Source organism: Actinoallomurus bryophytorum (assembly GCF_006716425.1).
Lineage (GTDB): Bacteria > Actinomycetota > Actinomycetes > Streptosporangiales > Streptosporangiaceae > Actinoallomurus > Actinoallomurus bryophytorum.
In genome coordinates, this window is sequence record NZ_VFOZ01000001.1 from 4,743,136 (window position 1) to 4,760,726 (window position 17,591).

Annotated in this window: 16 protein-coding genes and 1 pseudogene; 8 read left to right on the plus strand and 9 right to left on the minus strand. The window is 70.6% G+C overall.

The window, feature by feature from the left end:
* Nucleotides 1-493 precede the first annotated feature (493 nt).
* Nucleotides 494-4,558, plus strand: coding sequence for a HAMP domain-containing protein (locus FB559_RS22485; RefSeq protein WP_141961856.1), 4,065 nt, complete (start codon nucleotides 494-496; stop codon nucleotides 4,556-4,558).
* Nucleotides 4,559-4,561: 3 nt separating this feature from the next.
* Here the strand turns inward: FB559_RS22485 and FB559_RS22490 are convergent, their stop codons facing one another.
* Both FB559_RS22490 and FB559_RS22495 read right to left on the minus strand, forming a co-directional pair.
* Entirely contained in the window at nucleotides 4,562-4,789 is a 228-nt protein-coding gene (locus tag FB559_RS22490) for a hypothetical protein (RefSeq protein WP_141957472.1), read from the minus strand.
* Nucleotides 4,790-5,144: 355 nt separating this feature from the next.
* The gene (locus FB559_RS22495) at nucleotides 5,145-5,297 is read right to left on the minus strand and encodes an MFS transporter (protein WP_141957473.1); all 153 of its coding nucleotides are present in this window, start codon (nucleotides 5,295-5,297) and stop codon (nucleotides 5,145-5,147) included.
* 361 nt (nucleotides 5,298-5,658) lie between these two features.
* Between FB559_RS22495 and FB559_RS22500 the strand changes: the two genes are divergently transcribed.
* On the plus strand, nucleotides 5,659-6,279 hold the full coding sequence (locus FB559_RS22500; RefSeq protein WP_141957474.1) for a dihydrofolate reductase family protein: 621 nt from the start codon (nucleotides 5,659-5,661) through the stop codon (nucleotides 6,277-6,279).
* Between the two features lie 92 nt (nucleotides 6,280-6,371).
* Here the strand turns inward: FB559_RS22500 and FB559_RS22505 are convergent, their stop codons facing one another.
* Nucleotides 6,372-7,061: a response regulator transcription factor gene (locus FB559_RS22505; RefSeq protein ID WP_185792347.1), complete on the minus strand. Its 690-nt coding sequence runs from the start codon at nucleotides 7,059-7,061 to the stop codon at nucleotides 6,372-6,374.
* A gap of 172 nt (nucleotides 7,062-7,233) precedes the next feature.
* Between FB559_RS22505 and FB559_RS22510 the strand changes: the two genes are divergently transcribed.
* Genes FB559_RS22510 through FB559_RS22525 form a run of 4 tightly spaced genes read left to right on the plus strand, consistent with a single transcriptional unit; the run spans nucleotide 7,234 to nucleotide 11,247 of the window.
* Complete coding sequence (locus FB559_RS22510; protein ID WP_141957476.1) at nucleotides 7,234-7,536, plus strand: circadian clock KaiB family protein; 303 nt, start codon at nucleotides 7,234-7,236, stop codon at nucleotides 7,534-7,536.
* Nucleotides 7,536-9,068 carry a circadian clock protein KaiC gene (kaiC, locus tag FB559_RS22515; RefSeq protein WP_141957477.1) on the plus strand — a complete coding sequence of 511 codons (1,533 nt, stop codon included), beginning with the start codon at nucleotides 7,536-7,538 and terminating at the stop codon, nucleotides 9,066-9,068. Before FB559_RS22510 ends, kaiC begins: the two co-directional genes overlap by 1 nt.
* 10 nt (nucleotides 9,069-9,078) lie before the next feature.
* Complete coding sequence (locus FB559_RS22520) at nucleotides 9,079-10,122, plus strand: PAS domain-containing sensor histidine kinase (RefSeq protein ID WP_185792348.1); 1,044 nt, start codon at nucleotides 9,079-9,081, stop codon at nucleotides 10,120-10,122.
* A 60-nt stretch (nucleotides 10,123-10,182) separates the two neighbouring features.
* A complete protein-coding gene (locus tag FB559_RS22525; RefSeq protein ID WP_141957479.1) occupies nucleotides 10,183-11,247 on the plus strand; it encodes a Gfo/Idh/MocA family oxidoreductase in 1,065 nt (354 codons plus the stop codon).
* Here the strand turns inward: FB559_RS22525 and FB559_RS22530 are convergent.
* The 5 genes and pseudogenes from FB559_RS22530 to FB559_RS46785 form a co-directional block, all read right to left on the minus strand.
* A complete protein-coding gene (locus tag FB559_RS22530; protein ID WP_141957480.1) occupies nucleotides 11,235-11,501 on the minus strand; it encodes a hypothetical protein in 267 nt (88 codons plus the stop codon). The genes FB559_RS22525 and FB559_RS22530 overlap by 13 nt on opposite strands.
* Before the next feature lie 193 nt (nucleotides 11,502-11,694).
* Complete coding sequence (locus FB559_RS22535; RefSeq protein ID WP_141957481.1) at nucleotides 11,695-12,246, minus strand: hypothetical protein; 552 nt, start codon at nucleotides 12,244-12,246, stop codon at nucleotides 11,695-11,697.
* Between the two features lie 158 nt (nucleotides 12,247-12,404).
* Complete coding sequence (locus tag FB559_RS22540) at nucleotides 12,405-12,728, minus strand: hypothetical protein (RefSeq protein ID WP_141957482.1); 324 nt, start codon at nucleotides 12,726-12,728, stop codon at nucleotides 12,405-12,407.
* Nucleotides 12,729-12,973: 245 nt separating this feature from the next.
* Nucleotides 12,974-13,528, minus strand: coding sequence for a PepSY domain-containing protein (locus FB559_RS22545; RefSeq protein ID WP_185792349.1), 555 nt, complete (start codon nucleotides 13,526-13,528; stop codon nucleotides 12,974-12,976).
* A 102-nt stretch (nucleotides 13,529-13,630) separates the two neighbouring features.
* Nucleotides 13,631-14,514, minus strand: a pseudogene (locus FB559_RS46785) (SDR family NAD(P)-dependent oxidoreductase).
* 131 nt (nucleotides 14,515-14,645) lie between these two features.
* Here FB559_RS46785 and FB559_RS22555 point away from each other — a divergent pair.
* Both FB559_RS22555 and FB559_RS22560 read left to right on the plus strand, forming a co-directional pair.
* Nucleotides 14,646-15,287, plus strand: coding sequence for a TetR family transcriptional regulator (locus tag FB559_RS22555; RefSeq protein WP_141957484.1), 642 nt, complete (start codon nucleotides 14,646-14,648; stop codon nucleotides 15,285-15,287).
* A gap of 232 nt (nucleotides 15,288-15,519) precedes the next feature.
* Nucleotides 15,520-16,317: an NsdA family TPR-like regulatory protein gene (locus FB559_RS22560; RefSeq protein ID WP_141957485.1), complete on the plus strand. Its 798-nt coding sequence runs from the start codon at nucleotides 15,520-15,522 to the stop codon at nucleotides 16,315-16,317.
* Here the strand turns inward: FB559_RS22560 and FB559_RS22565 are convergent.
* Nucleotides 16,305-17,588 carry a sensor histidine kinase gene (locus FB559_RS22565; RefSeq protein WP_141957486.1) on the minus strand — a complete coding sequence of 428 codons (1,284 nt, stop codon included), beginning with the start codon at nucleotides 17,586-17,588 and terminating at the stop codon, nucleotides 16,305-16,307. The genes FB559_RS22560 and FB559_RS22565 overlap by 13 nt on opposite strands.
* Nucleotides 17,589-17,591 lie beyond the last annotated feature (3 nt).

A 17,591-nucleotide genomic window follows, 5' to 3' on the forward strand; every position in this document is an offset into this window, starting at 1 on the left:
TGTAACGATGTACTCGCCATATATTGGCTTGTCCTCTAATCTCGTCCCTGTGCGGCGACGGGGGGAATCGTCGTCGAAAGCGACGTAGCCGGCCTCAGGGCACGGCTCACCACGGCTTCATCTCCCGGGCCCAGCGCCCTGGACACGTCCTTCTGTCGAAGGGCACGGATAGAGCGGTTCGTCCAACTCCGCCCGCCGGACGGCGGTCGCGGGCCACCGCCGATGCCCTCGCTCCTCTACCACCTTTCCCGTCCGGCGTTCCGGCTCGCGATCCGGCGTGAACCGCGTGAGCGCGTCCCATTTCTGGAGACGGCGCGCGGTACGTAAGCCCGAGGTCGTCAGGGCGACACCCGACCGACGTAGTGGCGAACGGGCTACGTCTGCTCGCCATTAGGGGGACTTCTGCGTGGGCGTGACGACTGTCAAGGATGTGACGCATCCACCCGGTGAGGGGTGGGTCCACGTCAGCGAACTGCGGCCGCTGCTCGCGGCGATGCCGGCCCTTCGCGACGGCGACTTCCGGGTACGGCTGCCCGCCGGGAACGAGGGCATCGCGGCCGATCTCGCCCGCGCGTTCAACCAGATCGCGGACGGTAACGAACACTTCGCGAGCGAACTGAGCCGGGTGGCCCACGAGGTCGCCCGGCACGGACGGATGGACGAGCGGTTGTCGACGGGCCCCGGCCATGGATGCTGGACCGCGGGCGTGGAGTCGGCGAACACCCTGATCGAGGCGCTGGTGGTACCCGCGGCGAACGCCAAGCGGGTCCTTGACGCGGTCGCCGACGGTGACCTCACCCAGCGCATGGACCTCAATGACGGCAACCACCCGATGCGCGGTGACCTGCGGCGGCTGGCACAGCGGATCAACCAGATGGTCGACCAGCTGTCGATGTTCACCGGCGAGGTGACCCGGCTCGCCCGCGAGGTCGGCACCGAGGGACGCCTGGGCGGGCGCGCCAGGGTGCGCGGCCTGACGGGCACCTGGTGCGACGTGACCGAGGCGGTCAACACCATGGCCGACCGCCTCACCGCCCAGGTGCGCGACATCGCCGTGGTGACCAAGGCGGTGGCCAGCGGCGACCTGACCCGGTCGGTGACCGTCGAGGCGACCGGTGAGCTGCTTGAGCTCAAGCTGACCGTCAACACGATGGTGGACCAGTTGTCGGCGTTCGCCGGTGAGGTCACGCGCGTGGCCGGAGAGGTGGGTACGGAGGGACGGCTCGGCGGCCGGGCCCAGGTGCGGGGCGTGTCGGGGGTCTGGAAGGACCTGACCGACAACGTGAACTTCATGGCCTCGAACCTGACGTCGCAGGTGCGCAACATCGCGCAGGTCACCACCTCGGTGGCGAACGGTGATCTGTCCAAGAAGATCACCGTTGACGCCCAGGGGGAGATCCTGCAGCTCAAGACCACGGTCAACACGATGGTCGACCAGCTCTCGGCGTTCGCCGGTGAGGTGACACGTGTCGCCCGCGAGGTCGGCACGGAGGGCGATCTCGGCGGCCGGGCCCAGGTGCGCGGGGTGTCGGGGGTCTGGAAGGACCTGACGGACAACGTGAACTTCATGGCGGACAACCTGACCTCGCAGGTCCGTAACATCGCCCAGGTCGCGACCGCGGTGGCGCAGGGCGATCTGGGCAAGAAGATCGACGTCGACGCCCGCGGCGAGATCCTCGAACTCAAGACCACGATCAACACGATGGTCGACCAGCTCTCGGCGTTCGCCGGTGAGGTCACGCGCGTCGCCCGCGAGGTCGGCACCGAGGGCAACCTCGGCGGCCAGGCGCAGGTGCGCGGGGTCTCGGGGGTCTGGAAGGACCTGACCGACAACGTGAACTTCATGGCCTCGAACCTGACGTCGCAGGTGCGCAACATCGCGCAGGTCACCACCTCGGTGGCGAACGGTGATCTGTCCAAGAAGATCACCGTTGACGCGCAGGGAGAGATCCTGCAGCTCAAGACCACGGTCAACACGATGGTCGACCAGCTGTCGGGCTTCGCGGACGAGGTCACGCGCGTGGCGCGGGAGGTCGGTACGGAGGGCGATCTCGGCGGCCGGGCCCAGGTGCGCGGGGTGTCGGGGGTCTGGAAGGACCTGACGGACAACGTGAACTTCATGGCGGACAACCTGACCTCGCAGGTCCGTAACATCGCCCAGGTCGCGACGGCCGTCGCGCAGGGCGATCTGGGCAAGAAGATCGACGTCGACGCCCGCGGCGAGATCCTCGAACTCAAGACGACCATCAACACGATGGTCGACACGCTCTCGTCGTTCTCCTCGGAGGTCACGCGCGTCGCCCGCGAGGTCGGCAGCGAGGGCCGGCTGGGCGGTCAGGCCCGGGTCGAGGGCGTGCACGGCACGTGGAAGCGGCTGACCACCAACGTCAACGAGCTGGCCCGCAACCTCACCACGCAGGTCCGCGCGATCGCCGAGGTGACCTCGGCGGTGGCACAGGGCGACATGTCCCGCCACATCACGGTCGAGACGCACGGTGAGGTCTCGGAGCTGAAGGACAACATCAACCTCATGGTCTCCAACCTCCGCGAGACCACCCGCGCGAAGGACTGGCTCGAATCCAACCTGACCCGTCTCGCCGGTCTGATGCAGGGCCACCGTGACCTGGTCGAGGTCGCCGACCTGATCCTGCGCGAGCTCACGCCGCTGGTGAACGCGCAGTACGGCGCGTTCTTCCTCGCCGACACCGAGGCCGACGGCGACTGGACCGGACGGCCGGTCGGCCATGCGCGGGGGCTCGCGCTCATCGCCGGGTACGGCCTGCAGGGCGCGACCACCGAGAGCACCGGAGTGCTGGCCCAGGGCCTCGTCTGGCAGGTCGCCCTGGAGAAGAGGCGGCTGCTCCTGGAGGACATCCCGGCGGACTACGTCAGGATCGGCTCCGGACTGGGAGACGCCGCTCCGGCCAGCATCGTCATCATCCCGATCCTGTACGAGGACAAGCTGCTCGGCATCATCGAGCTGGCCTCGTTCTCCCGCTTCTCCGACGTGCACCTGGCCTTCTTCGACCAGTTCGTCAACACCATCGGGGTCGCGCTCAACACCATCATCGCCAACGCGCGTACCGAGGTGCTGCTGGGCGAGTCCCAGGGCCTCGCGACCCAGCTACAGGAAAGGTCGGACGAGCTGCAGAGACAGCAGGCCGAGCTCCAGCGCTCCAACGAGGAGCTCGCGGAGAAGGCGGCCCTGCTGGCCTCCTCCTCCCAGTACAAGTCCGAGTTCCTCGCGAACATGTCGCACGAGCTGCGCACACCGCTCAGCTCGATGCTGATCTACGCGCGGCTGCTGGCCGACAACGCCCAGGAGAACCTCTCCGAAGAGGAGGTGACCTTCGCGACCAGCATTCACCGGTCCGGGTCCGACCTGCTCCAACTGATCAACGACATCCTCGACCTGTCGAAGGTGGAGGCGGGCCGTCTCGACATCCGGCCGAAGAAGCTGGCCCTGGTGACGCTGCTCGACTACGTGAACGCCACGTCCCGTCCGATGGCCGTCGACCGCGGCCTCGACTTCGAGGTCCAGGTGGCCGAGGACGCGCCGGGCGAGCTGTTCTCCGACGAGCAGCGGCTCCAGCAGATCCTGCGCAACCTGCTGTCCAACGCGATCAAGTTCACCCCGGAGGGCCGGGTCACGCTGCGCGTCGAGCGCCCCGCCGACCTCCACTGCATGCCGTACGAGCTGGGCGACATCATCGCGTTCACGGTCGAGGACACCGGGATCGGCATCCCGGGCGAGAAGCTCGGCACGATCTTCGAGGCCTTCGAACAGGCACACGGAGCCGGCAGCCACAAGTACGGCGGCACGGGGCTGGGCCTGTCGGTCAGCCGGGAGCTCGCCACCCTGCTCGGCGGCCGTATCGCCGTGCGGAGCGAACCGGGTGCGGGCAGTGCCTTCACCCTGTACGTCCCGGTCGTCCACCCGGGTCACGGTCCGGCGGCGGAGCCGGACCTGCTCGCCCCGGCGGGAGAGCCCGAGCGGGCCGCCCTCGCGGCACCCGAGGACGCGATGCGCTGGAACCACGACCAGGGGCAGGACGACTCGCCGGCGATCACGACGCACCTGCGCGAGTGGAACGCCGAACGCGCCGCCCGGATGCTGTCGGGCAGGATCCTCATCGTCGACGACGACATCCGTATCGTCATCGCGCTGACCCGGCTCCTGGGCCGGGTCGGCCTGCCGGTCATCTACGCGCTGAACGGTCAGGAGGGGATCGAGATCCTGCAGCGCACCCCCGATGTCTCCCTGGTCCTGATGGACATCATGATGCCGGTGATGGACGGCTACGAGGCCATCAGGACCATCCGCGGTATCCGCCGGTACGCCGACCTGCCGATCGTCGTCCTCAGCGCCAAGGCCATCCCCGGAGAGCGGGAGAAGGCCCTTGCCGGCGGGGCGAATGAGTACCTGCAGAAGCCCGTCGTGGACGTGGACCGGCTGCTGAAGATCGCCTGCGACCTTCTCGAGGAGGCCGCCGCCCGTGACGCGTCACGGCCCGCGAACGGTGCCGAGCGCCCGGAACCCGGCGATCCGGGGCCGTGAGCGTCACCACGGACCCGGCCGGCGACGGCGAGGGAACCGGCGCCGTACGTGAGCGGGCCGGGGCGCCATTCGCCCGAAACCGCCCCCGGTCCGGCGACCCGGCCCGCGCCAGGCCTGGCCGGTGAACGGCGGGACGGACGCGAGCAGGTAGACGCCCGCGAACACGACGAGCGTGACGGACAGCCCCGACAGCTCGGTGCCGGCGCCGGCGAGCAGACCGCCGAACGGCATCCCGGCGGGGAACGCCGAAGCGGATCAGGGCCGCCGACACCAGGAAGGTCGATCCGTCGATGAGCAGGAGGTTGCTGGGGCCCAGCCAGACGATGAGCACTCCCGCGAGGGCGCCCCGACCATCTTGGCGCCCCGGTAGGCGCCGTCGTACGCGGCGGTGGCCCCGCTCCATGGTGAAGCGCGCGCGCCCGGCGAGGTCGGGGATCAGGGCCTCGCGTGCCGTCTCGCCGGGCGTGGCCAGCAGCCACCGGACGAACAACAGCGCCAGGAGTAACTCGTACGAGAGCCCCGTGGTGAGGTGCAGGACCGGGATCACGAGCACGATCAGCCCGCTGCCCAGGTCGGACAGCACGCTCTAACGCCGCAGGCCCAGCCGGTCGATCAGCGTGCCGGCGAAGGTCGCGGAGATGACGACCGGCAGAGTCGAGGCGAAGGCCGCCAGTCCCGCGCGCGCCGGGCTGCCCGTCGTCATCAGGACGAACCACGGCACGGCCGGCGTCGAGAGCACGTTGCCGGTGAGGGAGATGACGTTCGCGGCCAGCAGGACGATGAGCGGCCGCCTCGCCAGCGCCTCCCGTGACAGCCCATGGACCGCCCTGAGCCCGTCGGCGGGGTGGCCGGGCGCCCAGCCCGCGTCGCGCCCTCCACGCTAGCCCCCGGCGGCGGCGTACGACACGGGGGAGAACGCCCGGAGCTTTCCCCTGCGGCGCCGTATCCGACAACTAAGAAGGTCTTGACAAAAAAGTTTGTCGGTGTGAAGGTTGGGGCACGTCGACCTCGAGGGCACGGACCGGGAGATCACCCGGTACGTAAGCCGATGGGGCCGGCCGACTGGCAGGACGGGCCTGCCCCCTGGCTGAGGAGCACCGATGAAGCTGACCGTGACGACCTTCCTGTCCCTCGACGGAGTCATGCAGGGCCCCGGCGGTCCGGAAGAGGACCCGAGCGACGGTTTCGACCTGGGCGGCTGGCTCGTGCCGTTCGCCGACGAGGACATGAACCGCTACGTCACGGCCTGGTTCGACACGGTGGACGCGTTCCTGCTGGGGCGGAGGACCTACCAGATCTTCGAGGCGTACTGGCCCCACGTGACCGGCGAGGACGACCCGGTCGCCTCGAAGCTCAACAGCCTGCCCAAGTACGTCGCGACCACGACCCTGGACAGCGCGGACTGGGCCGGCACGACGCTGCTCAAGGGCGACATCGTCAAGGAGATCACCGAGCTGAAGAGCAGGCCGGGCCGCGACCTGCAGGTCCACGGGAGCGCCGGCCTCATCCAGACGTTGATCGAGAACGACCTCGTGGACGAATACCGGATCTTCGTCTATCCCGTGCTGCTGGGCCGCGGCAAGCGTCTCTTCGGATCCGGGACCGTACCGGCCGCCCTGCGCCACGTCGACACGAGGACGACCGGAGCCGGCGTCACCGTCCACACCTACGAGCGGTCCGGAGGCCTGGAGTTCGGCTCCTTCGCGCTCGACGCCGAGTAGGGCCCCCGGGCTTGGGCGGATCCGCGAAGGCGACGAGGGAGGCCGGGCCGATGGCCCGGCCTCCGGCCGCTGCCACGAGATCGAAGGGGCGTCTATCCCCGGCCGGGGAGCAGGCCCTTACGGGTGGCGACCGCGATCGCCTCGCGGCGGGTGTGCGCTCTGAGCTTGGCCATGACCCGCTTGATGTGGCTGTGCGCCGTGTGCGGGCTCACGCCGAGGCGCTCGGCGATCGCCTGCGCGCCCAGACTCTCGTTCATCAGCGCGAGGACCTCCTTCTCCCGGCCGGTCAGGCAGGTCCAGTCCTGCCGGTCGCCGGCCTGACCGGAGCTGCCACCACGGACCTCGGCCACCAGGGCCGCGAACGTGTCGGCCGCCATCATGACCCGTCCCCCCGGTGACGTACGGATCGCCGCGAGGACGTCGGGGAACGGCCCGCCCTTCGACAGGAAGCCCGCCGCACCGGCCGCGACGGCGTCGGCGAAGAGTTCCGGGGTGGCATCGGCGGTCAGGATGAAGACGCGGGCTTCGGGGCGGACCGCCTTGATCCGCCGGGTTCCGGCGATCCCGTCGGCCCCCGGCAGGTGGATGTCCATCACCACGACGTCCGGGCGCCGCGCGCCCGCGATGACAAGTGCCTCCTCGGCCGACTCCGCCGCGCCCACGCACTCCATGTCTGGCTGGGCGTCGATGGCGATCACGAGAGCCTCGGCCAGCGTCCGCTGATCCTCCACCAGCAGTACGCGTGTTGGGGCATGCCGGTCCCCGACCTGTGCTTGGCCCATGGCTGAGCAGCCTCCAAGTGCGCCCCTGTGGCCGCTGGTCAGGACGAGTGTCCGAACCTGATGGTGTGGGTAGGGCGAGAAACAGGACATCTCCGAACGTACCCAGACAACTGCCTTGATATGGGGGCGGCCGGTCGTTACGAGGGAGAAACGTCGAAAGCGGACCCCACTTATGACGGATTTCGCGTTCAGGCTTTACGTTGCCGGGCGGACCGCCAGATCCGAGGCGGCCGTCGCCAACCTGCGCTTCCTTTGCGAGTCCCGTCTTCCGAACCGGCACGCGATCGAGGTCATCGACGCCCTCGAGCGGCCGGACCTGACGGAGCAGGCGCGGATCCTGGCCACCCCCACCGTCGTACGGCTCGAACCCCTGCCCCAGCTGAGGGTGATCGGCGATCTGTCCGACCATGGCCGGGCCGCGGCCGTACTCGGCCTGCCCGACCGCGAGGACGTGCTGTCGGAAAGGAGGCCGTGATGTCCCGCGGCGGGCCCGTGCAGCGGCTGCCCACCGGCATCAGCGGCTTCGACGACATCGCCCTGGGCGGGCTCCCCGCGGGCCGTCCGACGCTCGTGACCGGCACGACGGGCAGCGGCAAGACACTCTTCGCGATCGAGTTCCTCGCCCGCGGCATCCTGGGCTTCGGCCAGGCCGGCGTCTTCGTGACCGCGGAGGAGACCGCCGGCGCGATCCGCCGGAACGCGATCTCCCTCGGCTTCGACATCGAGAAGTGGGAGGCGGACGGCCTGTGGGTCTTCGTCGACGCCTCGGCCGACATCGGCGTGGACGTGCATACCGTCGGCGCGTACGACTTCGGCGCGCTGATGGCCCGCATCGAGCACGCGGTGCGCCGGAGCGAGGCGCGCCGGGTCAGTTTCGACTCCTTCGGCTCGATCTTCAGCCGCTTTCACGACCCGGGTCTCATCCGGCACGAGCTGGTACGCATCGTCGCCGCTCTCAAGTCGCTCGACGTCACGCTGCTGCTCACCTCCGAACGGCTCGAGGAGTACGACGGGCTCTCGCGGTACTCCGTCGAGGAGTTCGTGCTGGACAACGTCATCGTGCTCCGCAACGTGCTGCGCGACGAGCGGCGCCGCCGGACCGTCGAGATCGTCAAGTTCCGCGGCATCCCGCACCGCACCGGCGAGTGGCTGTTCACGATCGACACACGGGAGGGCTTCGTCGTCATCCCTCTCGGCATCACCGGCGGGCTGGAACGCGCCTCGCACACCCGGGTCTCCACCGGCAATCCCGAGCTGGACCGCATGGTCGGCGGCGGCCTGTTCCGTGACGCGATCGCGCTGCTCACCGGCCCCACCGGGGTGGGCAAGACGCTGGCCGCGCTGCAGTTCGCGAACGCCGCGATGGCCGACGGCGGCCGGTGCCTGTTCCGCACCTTCGACGAAACCCGTGGTCAGCTCGTCCGCGACGCCGGCAGCCTGGGCCTCGACCTCGACGCGATGGAGGCGGCGGGACGGCTGCGAGTGATCGCCGACTATCCGGAGGCGGCCTCGGTCGAGGACCACTTCCTGCGGCTCAGGCAGGCCGTCACGGACTTCGCGCCGACCCGTGTCGTGATCGACACACTCTCCTCGCTGGAACGCGTCGTCTCGGCACGGTCGTTGATCGATTTTGTCATCGCGCTGACGGCGGTGTTCCGCGAGCGCGAGATCACCACGCTCATCACGACGTCGCCGCTCGGTTCGGCCGCGCCGGGCGGGTCGCAGGCGAGCCCGGTCGAGATGGCCAGGGTCACGGACGTGATGATCATGCTCCGCTACGTCGAGCGCACCGGTGACATCCAGCGCGCGATCGCCGTGCTCCAGGTACGGGGAAGCAGTCAGGACCATGCCATCAGGCAGGTCACCGTCGACGGTGCTGGAATGCACATCGGCGATCCGCTGCCCAGGGTCGCCCACGTGCTGTCCGGGAGCGCCGCGCTCACCGAACATCCGCCCTGGCCCGCCGAGCCGGAAAGCGCCGCTTCCGACAGTGGCATCGGGACATAGGGATCGATCAATGGAGACCACACGGACAGGCCGCGAAGAGGCGGGGACCATGCTTTCGCTGCGGGCCGACGCGGAGCAGGCGATCATCTCGGCCTCCGCCGACGGAATCGTCGCGGTCGACGCCGAGGGCCGGATCCAGGTCTGCAACCCCGCCGCGGAGGAGTTGTTCGGCCGTCACGCGGAGGTGCTCCTCGGCACCCAGTTCGGCTACCCGATCGTCGCCGGCGGCGCGACCGAGGTGGAGCTGATGCTGCCCGATGGCGGCAAGCGGATCGTCGAGATGCGCGTGACCAGCACGATTCTGGAGGGCCAGCGTCTCCACGTGGCGGCGCTCCGCGACGTCACGCGGCGCAGGCGCGCCGAACAGGACCTCCAGCAGGCGCTGGAACGCCAGCACACGACCGCCGCGGTGGTGGCCCACGAGCTGCGCAACCCGCTGGCGACGATCAGCGCGCTCACCGAGGCACTGCGCGACCCCGGAGGCACGCTGACGGCGGAAGAGCGGACCGACGTCATCGACCGGATCGCCGACCGTACGACCTGCCTGCAGGCCATGGTGTCCAAGCTTCTCACCGCCTCCAGGATCGACGTCGACCTCGCACGGGCGCCCCTGCAGCGTGTACCCGTCCTCGAGCTCACCCTCGAACGGCTGGCGGAGTTCGGCGACAGGTCCGGTGAGGTGTGCGTCTCGTGCGCCCCCGCCCTGAGCGCGCACGTGAACCGCGACGAGCTGTCCGAGATGCTCGTCAACTGCCTGGAGAACGCCTTCGCGTACGGCCGTCCGCCGATCGAGGTACGCGTGGCCGAGGAGGAGGGCTGGATCGAGGTCCGGGTGCAGGACAGCGGGACCGGCGTCCCGGAGGACTTCGTCCCGCACCTGTTCGACCGCTTCACCCGCGAGACCGGCGTCAAGCGGCAGACCGAGGGGTCGGGGCTCGGGCTCTGGATCGTCCGGAGCCTGGCCCGCGCCAACGGCGGCGAGGCCCACTACGAGCCCGGCGACCGCGGAGGAGCCTGCTTCTGCCTCAGCCTCCAGCTCGCACCGTCGTCCTGACCGGGCGCGGCACCTTCGGGGTGGCAGCCTGTACGGGTACCCCCCGACACGAGGAGCCCGATGAGAACGAAGGTGCGAGTCGCCCTGGTCGGCCTGGGCCGGATGGGCCGGATCCACGCCGGAAACCTCGCGGCGCGCTGCCGGTCGGCCGAGCTCGCGGTCGTGGCCGACGCCGACCCCCGTCAGGCCGCCGCGGTGGGCGCCGAGCTGGAGGTGCCGTGGACGACCGACCTCGACGAGGTGTTCGGCGATGACACCGTTCAGGCGGTCGCCGTCGCCACCCCCACCGCCACTCACAGCGACCTGGTGATCGGCGCGGCACGGGCCGGCAAGCACGTCTTCTGCGAGAAGCCGATCGCCCTCGACCGGCCGGCGACCGTACGGACGGTCGAGACCGTCAGGACGACCGGCGTGAAGTTCCAGGTCGGCTTCCATCGGCGGTACGACCCCGACTGGGTGGCGGCGACCGGGCGTATCCACGCGGGCGAGATGGGCGAGCCGTACCTGTTCCGTACGTCGCTGCGCGACATGAAGCCGCCGCCGGTGGAGTTCCTGGCCGGCTCCGGCGGGTTCTTCGTGGACGTCACCATCCACGACCTCGACACCGCACGCTGGATGGTCGGCGAGATCGTCGAGGTCAGCTCGTACGGGTCGGCACTCGCGGACCCGGCGATCCGCGCGATCGGCGACATCGACACCGCCCTCGTCGTGCTGCGGTTCGAGAGCGGGGCGCTGGGCGTGATCGACAACAGCCGGGCGGCCGGCTACGGCTACGAATGCTCGACCGAGGTAATGGGGGAGCTGGCCACGACGCGGATCGACCGGCCGCAGCGCCGGCACTACGAGTGGCTGACACCGGGCGCGTCCACCTATGGCCTCAACCGTGACTTCGAGGATCGCTACCCACTGGCGTACGCCGAGGAGATGGAGGCCTTCGCCCGCTGCGTCCGCGACGACACCGCTCCGGCGGTCACCGGCCTGGACGCGCTCGCCGCCTTCGACCTGGCCACCGCCGCCGACCTGTCCTGGCGCACCGGCCGAGCGGTCCCGGTGGTGCCCGAGCGCAGGGACGGCGGCGTGGTCTACACCTTCGAAGGACAGGACACGGCCGGTCAGGGGCCGTAAGCGCCGCTCTGGTGGATATGGCAGAAGTGCGTCCTCCTGCACAGCGCGTTGCGGCTGGAGCTCCGGCCGCCGGCATTGGCGTTCGAGATGGCCTGGACGCCGCCGTTGCGGGTCGGGCTGCGGATGGAGAACGCGTTGTGGTTGTACGTGCCGTTCCCGTTGTGGTTGGTGTCGGCGTACGCCCGCGGCGACGCGACGAGGCAGGTGCCCAGGGTGAGGACCAGGAGGAGCCCGCCGTTCCCGATCCCTGCCATTAGTGGTTCCTTTCGGCGCGAGAACGGCGGGCGCCCCGGCGGTGGCCCGTGCGGATCAGCCCGCGCGGATTGGTCGGTGTGGATCGGTCCGCGCGGATATCGAGTGCGTTCCTCTACTTACCCGGTGACCGTACGCGCATCGCCGATTTCATCTCTTCGGGCCGTTTGTTGCCCCGTCTTTTCTCTTCCCCGATCAGCCGAAGAAGCCCAGCGGGATATGGAACCCGCCGCCCGCCGATGACCCGAAAGTGGCGGGTGCGGTCGAGCCGGGTGCCATCAGGACGAATCCATCCGCGCCCATGTACATGAAAGGCCCGCGCACGTGACGCTCGGCCGGACGCGGGATGGTCTGGATCTCGGGCTCGGCCATCCGCTGCGGCACGACCGGCTCCAGCAGGGCCTGGACGGGCGTGGCGGGAGCCGACGCGGGCGGCGTCGGCTGGATGATGTTGACCTTCTGGGTGATCGTGCAGACGGTGACATGGCGGCAGAGCGCGTTCTGCACGGGGTTCGTCCCGCCGGCGTTGCTGTTGTTCGTGTGCTGGTAGCCGCGGTTGTGGGTGGGACTACGCACCGAGATGATGTTCCGGTTGTGATGGCCGTTGCCGTCGTGGTGATGGCTCCCGTCGCGAGCCATCGCCGCCGGCCTTCGTGCCGCCTTCGGGTACTTCGTGGCGTTCGTCGTGTGCGCGGAGAACAGCGCATTGCCCGTCAGCGCGGAAGCGGCGACAAGATGATGGATCATTCCTCATGGCCTTTGTGCGTCGGGGATTGCCCAGTCCGTTGGAGGGGCTACCCCGCGCAGAGACCTTGATCGTGACCGCGCCGATCCGGGAGGAGATTATTACCGCGCCGTTGTCATGACGCGCGGCCAAAGCGGCCGATCTGGCCAAAGGCCGGGCCTCAGGGCCCGAAGACGTTGAGACGCTGGCTGATCCGGCAATGCCGGAACTTCTTCTTGCAGAAGGATGCCTGGGTGTTGGTGATCCCGCTGGCGTTGGTGTTCGTGATGTGCTGGATGCCGTGGTTGTACTCCGGGCTGTTGACGGTGATCGAGTTCCTGTTGTTCCGGCCGTTTCCGTTCCCGCTGCCATCGGTGACCAGCGTCGCGCCGGCCCGTAGTGGCACACCGCCCACGATGACCACGACGACCAGCAGGATCAGCGTGACGCGACCGGCACCGCCGACCGTACGCTCGGGCGGTCCGTCGCTACCGTGATGGGACATTCAACTGCGCTCCTGGCCGTCGGGCCGCCCGGCGGCGGACACTTCCTGGGGCTGGGCACCGGGAGGCATACCCGTGGCCCCAGGGTGATCGCGTCGGCCGGGAAATACGGGCGCAGATGATTACTCGCTCTTTAATGCCACAACGGCCACGGGCGCCGATATCGCCCCGAGGGCGGTCGGCGCCGCGTGGCCGTCGTGCGAAGGGCCCGCCGCGGGGGCGGCGGGCCCTTCACCGGGGGTGTCCGTCAGCGGCCGCGTCCGCGGTGGCCGTCATCGCCGCCGTGGTGGTCCTCGGCCTCGCCGTGCCGTCCGTGGTCGTCGCCCGGCTCGGCCTCGCCGTGCCGGTGCTCGGCCTCACGGGCGTGGTCGTCGCGGGGTTCGGCCTCGCCGTGCCGGTGTTCCGCCTCGCGCGCCCGGTCGTGACGGCGCTCGGGCGCGGCGGGCCGGGCGTGGTCGTCCCGGTCGCTGATGACCTTGCCGGTGTAGGCGTTGATGTCCAGGTCGTGCCGTACGCCGCCCTTGGTGACGTGCACCGACCAGACCGGAGCCCCGTGCTCGCTCTCGAGCTCGGCGGAGGTGACCCGGCCCCCGGGGACCGCCGTGAGCGCGATCTGCTCCGCCTCCGAACGGCTGATCTTCGTCACCGTGGGGCTGCTGGTCGGCCGTACCTGAGAGACGGCGCTGGTGCCGGCCGTGGTTCCTGCGGCCGAGGCCGTGCCGCCCCCGTTCAACGCGAGCGCCAGTCCACCGCTGAGAACGGCGGCTGCCACGCCCGTGGTGATGGCTGCCTTCTTGCGCATTCGAAACCCTCCTCGCATTCGGCCCCCGTCCCGTGGGGACCGCATGAGGAGAGACTCGCCCGAAGGACGATAGTGCCGCGCTGCGAGATCCCTAAGGCCCGGCTAAGAAACCCGGCCGGCGTCACGCTCGCCGAGCCACCGTGCGCCGTCGCCCTCCGCCTGGTCGTGGTCGGTGGAGATGCTCAGGTGCTCCCACCTTTCGTCCTCCTCCAGGCGCCGGGACCAGGCCGCGCGTCCATAGGCGTAGGCGTCAGTGCCCAGCAGCAGGCGCAGCGGGCGTTCGTCGAGGCCGGCGACGGTGAGGACGACCTGGGCGACCTTGGCGGGGTCGCCGTTGGCCTCTTGGGCGAAGTCGCGCATGGCTTCCGCGGCGGCCCCGACGGTGGCCTGGTACGGGCCGCTGACGGGCGGGGTGTGCATGGACGATCCGGCCCAGTCGGTGCGCATGCCGCCGGGTTCCAGGACGGTGACCTTGATGCCGAGGGGTGCGACCTCGGTGGCGAGGACCTCGGAGAAGCCGCCGACGGCCCATTTGGCGGATTGGTACGCGGTCATGCCGGGCTGGCGATCCGGCCGCCGACGGAGGAGATCTGGATGATGTGGCCTCCGCCCTGCCGGCGCAGGACGGGCAGGGCGGCCCGGCTGAGGTGGACGGTGCCGTAGAAGTTGGTGTCGATCTGGCGGCGGAACGCCTCCAGGGTGGTGTCCTCCAGGGAGGCGCGGTCGCCCTGGCCCGCGTTGTTGACCACGACGTCCAGGCGCCCGAACGCGTCGACGGTCTCACGGACGACCTGCTCGGCGGCACCGGGGTCGGTCACGTCGAGCCGGGCGGCGCGGATCCGGTCGCCGTGGGTGGCGACCAGATCGTCCAGGGCTCGCGGGTCGCGGGCGGTGGCCATCACCCGGTGTCCGGCGGCCAGGGCCGCAGTGACGATCTCGCGGCCCAGGCCACGGGAGGAACCGGTGACCAGGAATACCTTCGGCATGGGGACGGGCTCCGTTCATCGTCGGCCGCGCCCCCGGTACGGCCGCGAGCGCTCAACGCAATCGAATTGCGTTATCTCTACGTTAACGTGTCCGGCCGCTTAACGCATCCTGCTAGCGTTAAGGTGGGAAGATGCACAGCCGGGCCCGCTCACAGGAGGCCAAACTCCGCCGCGCCGAAGACCTCCTCGACGCCGCTCGTGCCCTGGCCGCCGACCGCGGCGGGGTCCGCCACATCACTCTCTCGGCCGTCACCGAGGCCGCCGGCCTGCACCCCTCCGCCGTCCGCCGCTACTTCGACAGCAAGGAAGAACTCCTGCTCGAACTGGCCGAACGCGGCTGGAACCAGTGGCGTGACCTCCTCACCGCCCACCTCGCCGACGTCCGCGACCTCGCCCCGGGTCAGATCGCCGCCGCCGTCGCCACCACCCTCGCCGCGCAGCCGCTGTTCTGCGACCTGCTCACCCATGTACCGCTCAGCCTCGAAGGCGAGGTCGGCATCGAGCGCGCCCGGCGCTTCAAGACCAGTTCCTTCGCCGCTTACGACACCATCGTCGACGCCCTGACCGCCGCCGGCACGATGACCACCGCCCAGGTGCAGGGACTCCTCACCGTCGCGCTGGGGCTGACGGCGAATCTCTGGCAGCTTTCCCACCCCACGCCCACCCTCGCCGAGCTCTACGCCCAGAATCCCCGCTGGGGGCACGTCGCACTCGACTTCGAACCACGCCTGACCCGCCTGCTCCAGGCCACCGCCGTCGGCCTCGCCCTCTAGGAGTGGTCCGGGTCCGCAGGCTCTCGACCGGCGGGCGATCGGCGGCGTACGGTCGAACGATCAGCCTCTTACTTCCTGGGGAGTCCGCCCGGTTCGGTACGGACGTGCTGGCCGGCACGGACGAGGTCGTGGCCATCGGCGAGTCGGTGCGGCGGCTGGTCGGCCTCGATGTGGCCTCCGGTGGCGACCGGACGTCGGTTCTCGCGACGCGGGCTCTCCAGACGCCGAGGCCATGCTGATGCCGGGCGCCCACGACCGGAGAGCCGGCCGCGACCTGCGAGCGGCAGTGGCCGAGCTGGCCGAACTCACCGGCTGGCTGCTGTGCGACGCGAATCGCCATTCCGCGTCCCTGGCCCGCAACCGTGAGGCCCTCGAGTTAGCGCGGCTTGCCGGGGACCGGTCGATGGAACTCTTCGTCATCCACAACCTGAGCCTGCAGGCCACCTACCTGCGGCGTCCCCAGCGCTCACTGGAGCTCGTACGGCCGGTCCTGGATCGGGGTGGCCTCACGCCCCGGCTCGGCGCGATGTTCCGGCTCAGGATGGCACGGGCCTACGCCCAGATGGGCCTGCGGTCCATGGCGCTCAAGGCGATGGACACGGCGGTCGGCCTGTTCCACGAGGGGACCGGCGCCCGCGACCCGGCGTGGTCATGGTGGATCTCCGAGCGCGGGTTCGACCACGCCACCGGGGCGATGCTCGGCGGTCTCGGCGACTGGAGGGCGGCGATCGATCCCGTGCAGCGCGCCCTCGCGGCCGCACCGGACCACGCGGCCCGGGATCGCTTCCTCTACCTGTGCGTTCTCCTCCACGCACAGCTGAAGGCCGGCGCGTGGCACGACGCGGAAGCGACCGCGGAACTCCTCGGTCCCCTGATCGGGCAGGTCGGATCCGCCCGCCCTCTCGCGCGTCTCGTGGCGACCGTCGACGGCCTGCCGGCCGCCGCGCGATCCGCCGTCCCGGGCGGCGTGGTCGCCGCGGTCGAGCACGCCCTCGCGGCCCGAGGTGCCCGGCCTCGTCAGCCGGCCTGAGCCCCCGCGAGATCGAGCGTGACGAGGGCGCCGCCGGACGCCGAGCCGCCCACGGACAACGAGCCGCCTGAGGACTCCGCGGTGCGGCGGACGATGTCCAGGCCGAGCCCGCTGGAGCCCGCCCCGCTCACGCCGCGTTCCAGCGGGTCGGAGGTGGCGAACCCCGGGCCGTCGTCGGAGACGGTCAGCCGGGCACCGCCGCCGGGACGTGGTTCGAGGCCCACCGCGAACCCGGTGCCCTCGGGCGTGTGCGCGAAGACGTTCCCGAGCAGGGCGTCGACGCAGGTCGCGAGGTCGTCGGAGGAGAGGGAGACCGGCAGCGGCGGCCCGCCGGCGGCCGGCGCGGTGAGCTGGCGGTCCTGGTCCTCGGCCAGTACGGCCCAGAACCTCACCCGGTCCGCGACCACCTCCGCGGCGTCGCACCGCCCCGCCTCGGTACGCGCGGGGCGGCGCGTGTCGGCGATGATCTGGCTGACCGCGCGTTCGAGGCTCTCCACCGACGCCTCCGCGCGCGCGGCCTCCTCGGGGTCGTGCAGCGACTCGAGTTCGAGGCGGAGCGCGGTCAGCGGGGTACGCAGCCGGTGGGAGAGGTCGGCCGCGGTCTCGCGTTCCTGGGCGAGCAGCTCCTCGATGCGGCCGGCGAGGTGGTTGAGCGCGGCCCCGACCTCGCCCAGCTCCGGCGTGCCGCCCGGCCCGGCCCGCGCGTCGAGCCGTCCCGCGGCGAGCTGGTGGGACACCGCAGCCAGGTCGCGCGTCGAGCGGACCAGAGAGCGGGCGAGCCGGTCGGCGACCAGCAGGCCGAGCCCGAGCAGCACGACCCCGAGGAGCCCGAGGATCAGCCAGGCACGCCTGACGCCGCGCCCGAGCTCGCTGTCCGGCACGTACGTCCGTACGACCGCGGTGCCTCCCGGCGTGCCCTGGACGGCGACGAGGATCTCCCGTCCACCGGGGACGCGCGCCGTGACGCTGTTGCCCTGCGCGGCCAGGTCGACCGCGGCCGACCGGCGTGCGGACGCGCCCACCGTGCTGCCGTCCGGGAAGAAGACCGTGATCGGCGGACCGCCGTTCGCGCCGGCAGATTCGAGCGTCAGGGCGAGGGAGCTCCGGTCCGCCGTCGTCACCAGGGACGAGAGCGACTCGACCTCCAGCGTGGCCACGCCGACCGCCCGGTCGACGGCGACCATCCGCACCAGCAGGGCCAAGGGCACCAGGAAGGCGACGACGACCAGGGAGGTCGTCGCCGCGACGAGCAGGGTGAGCCGGCGTCTCATCGC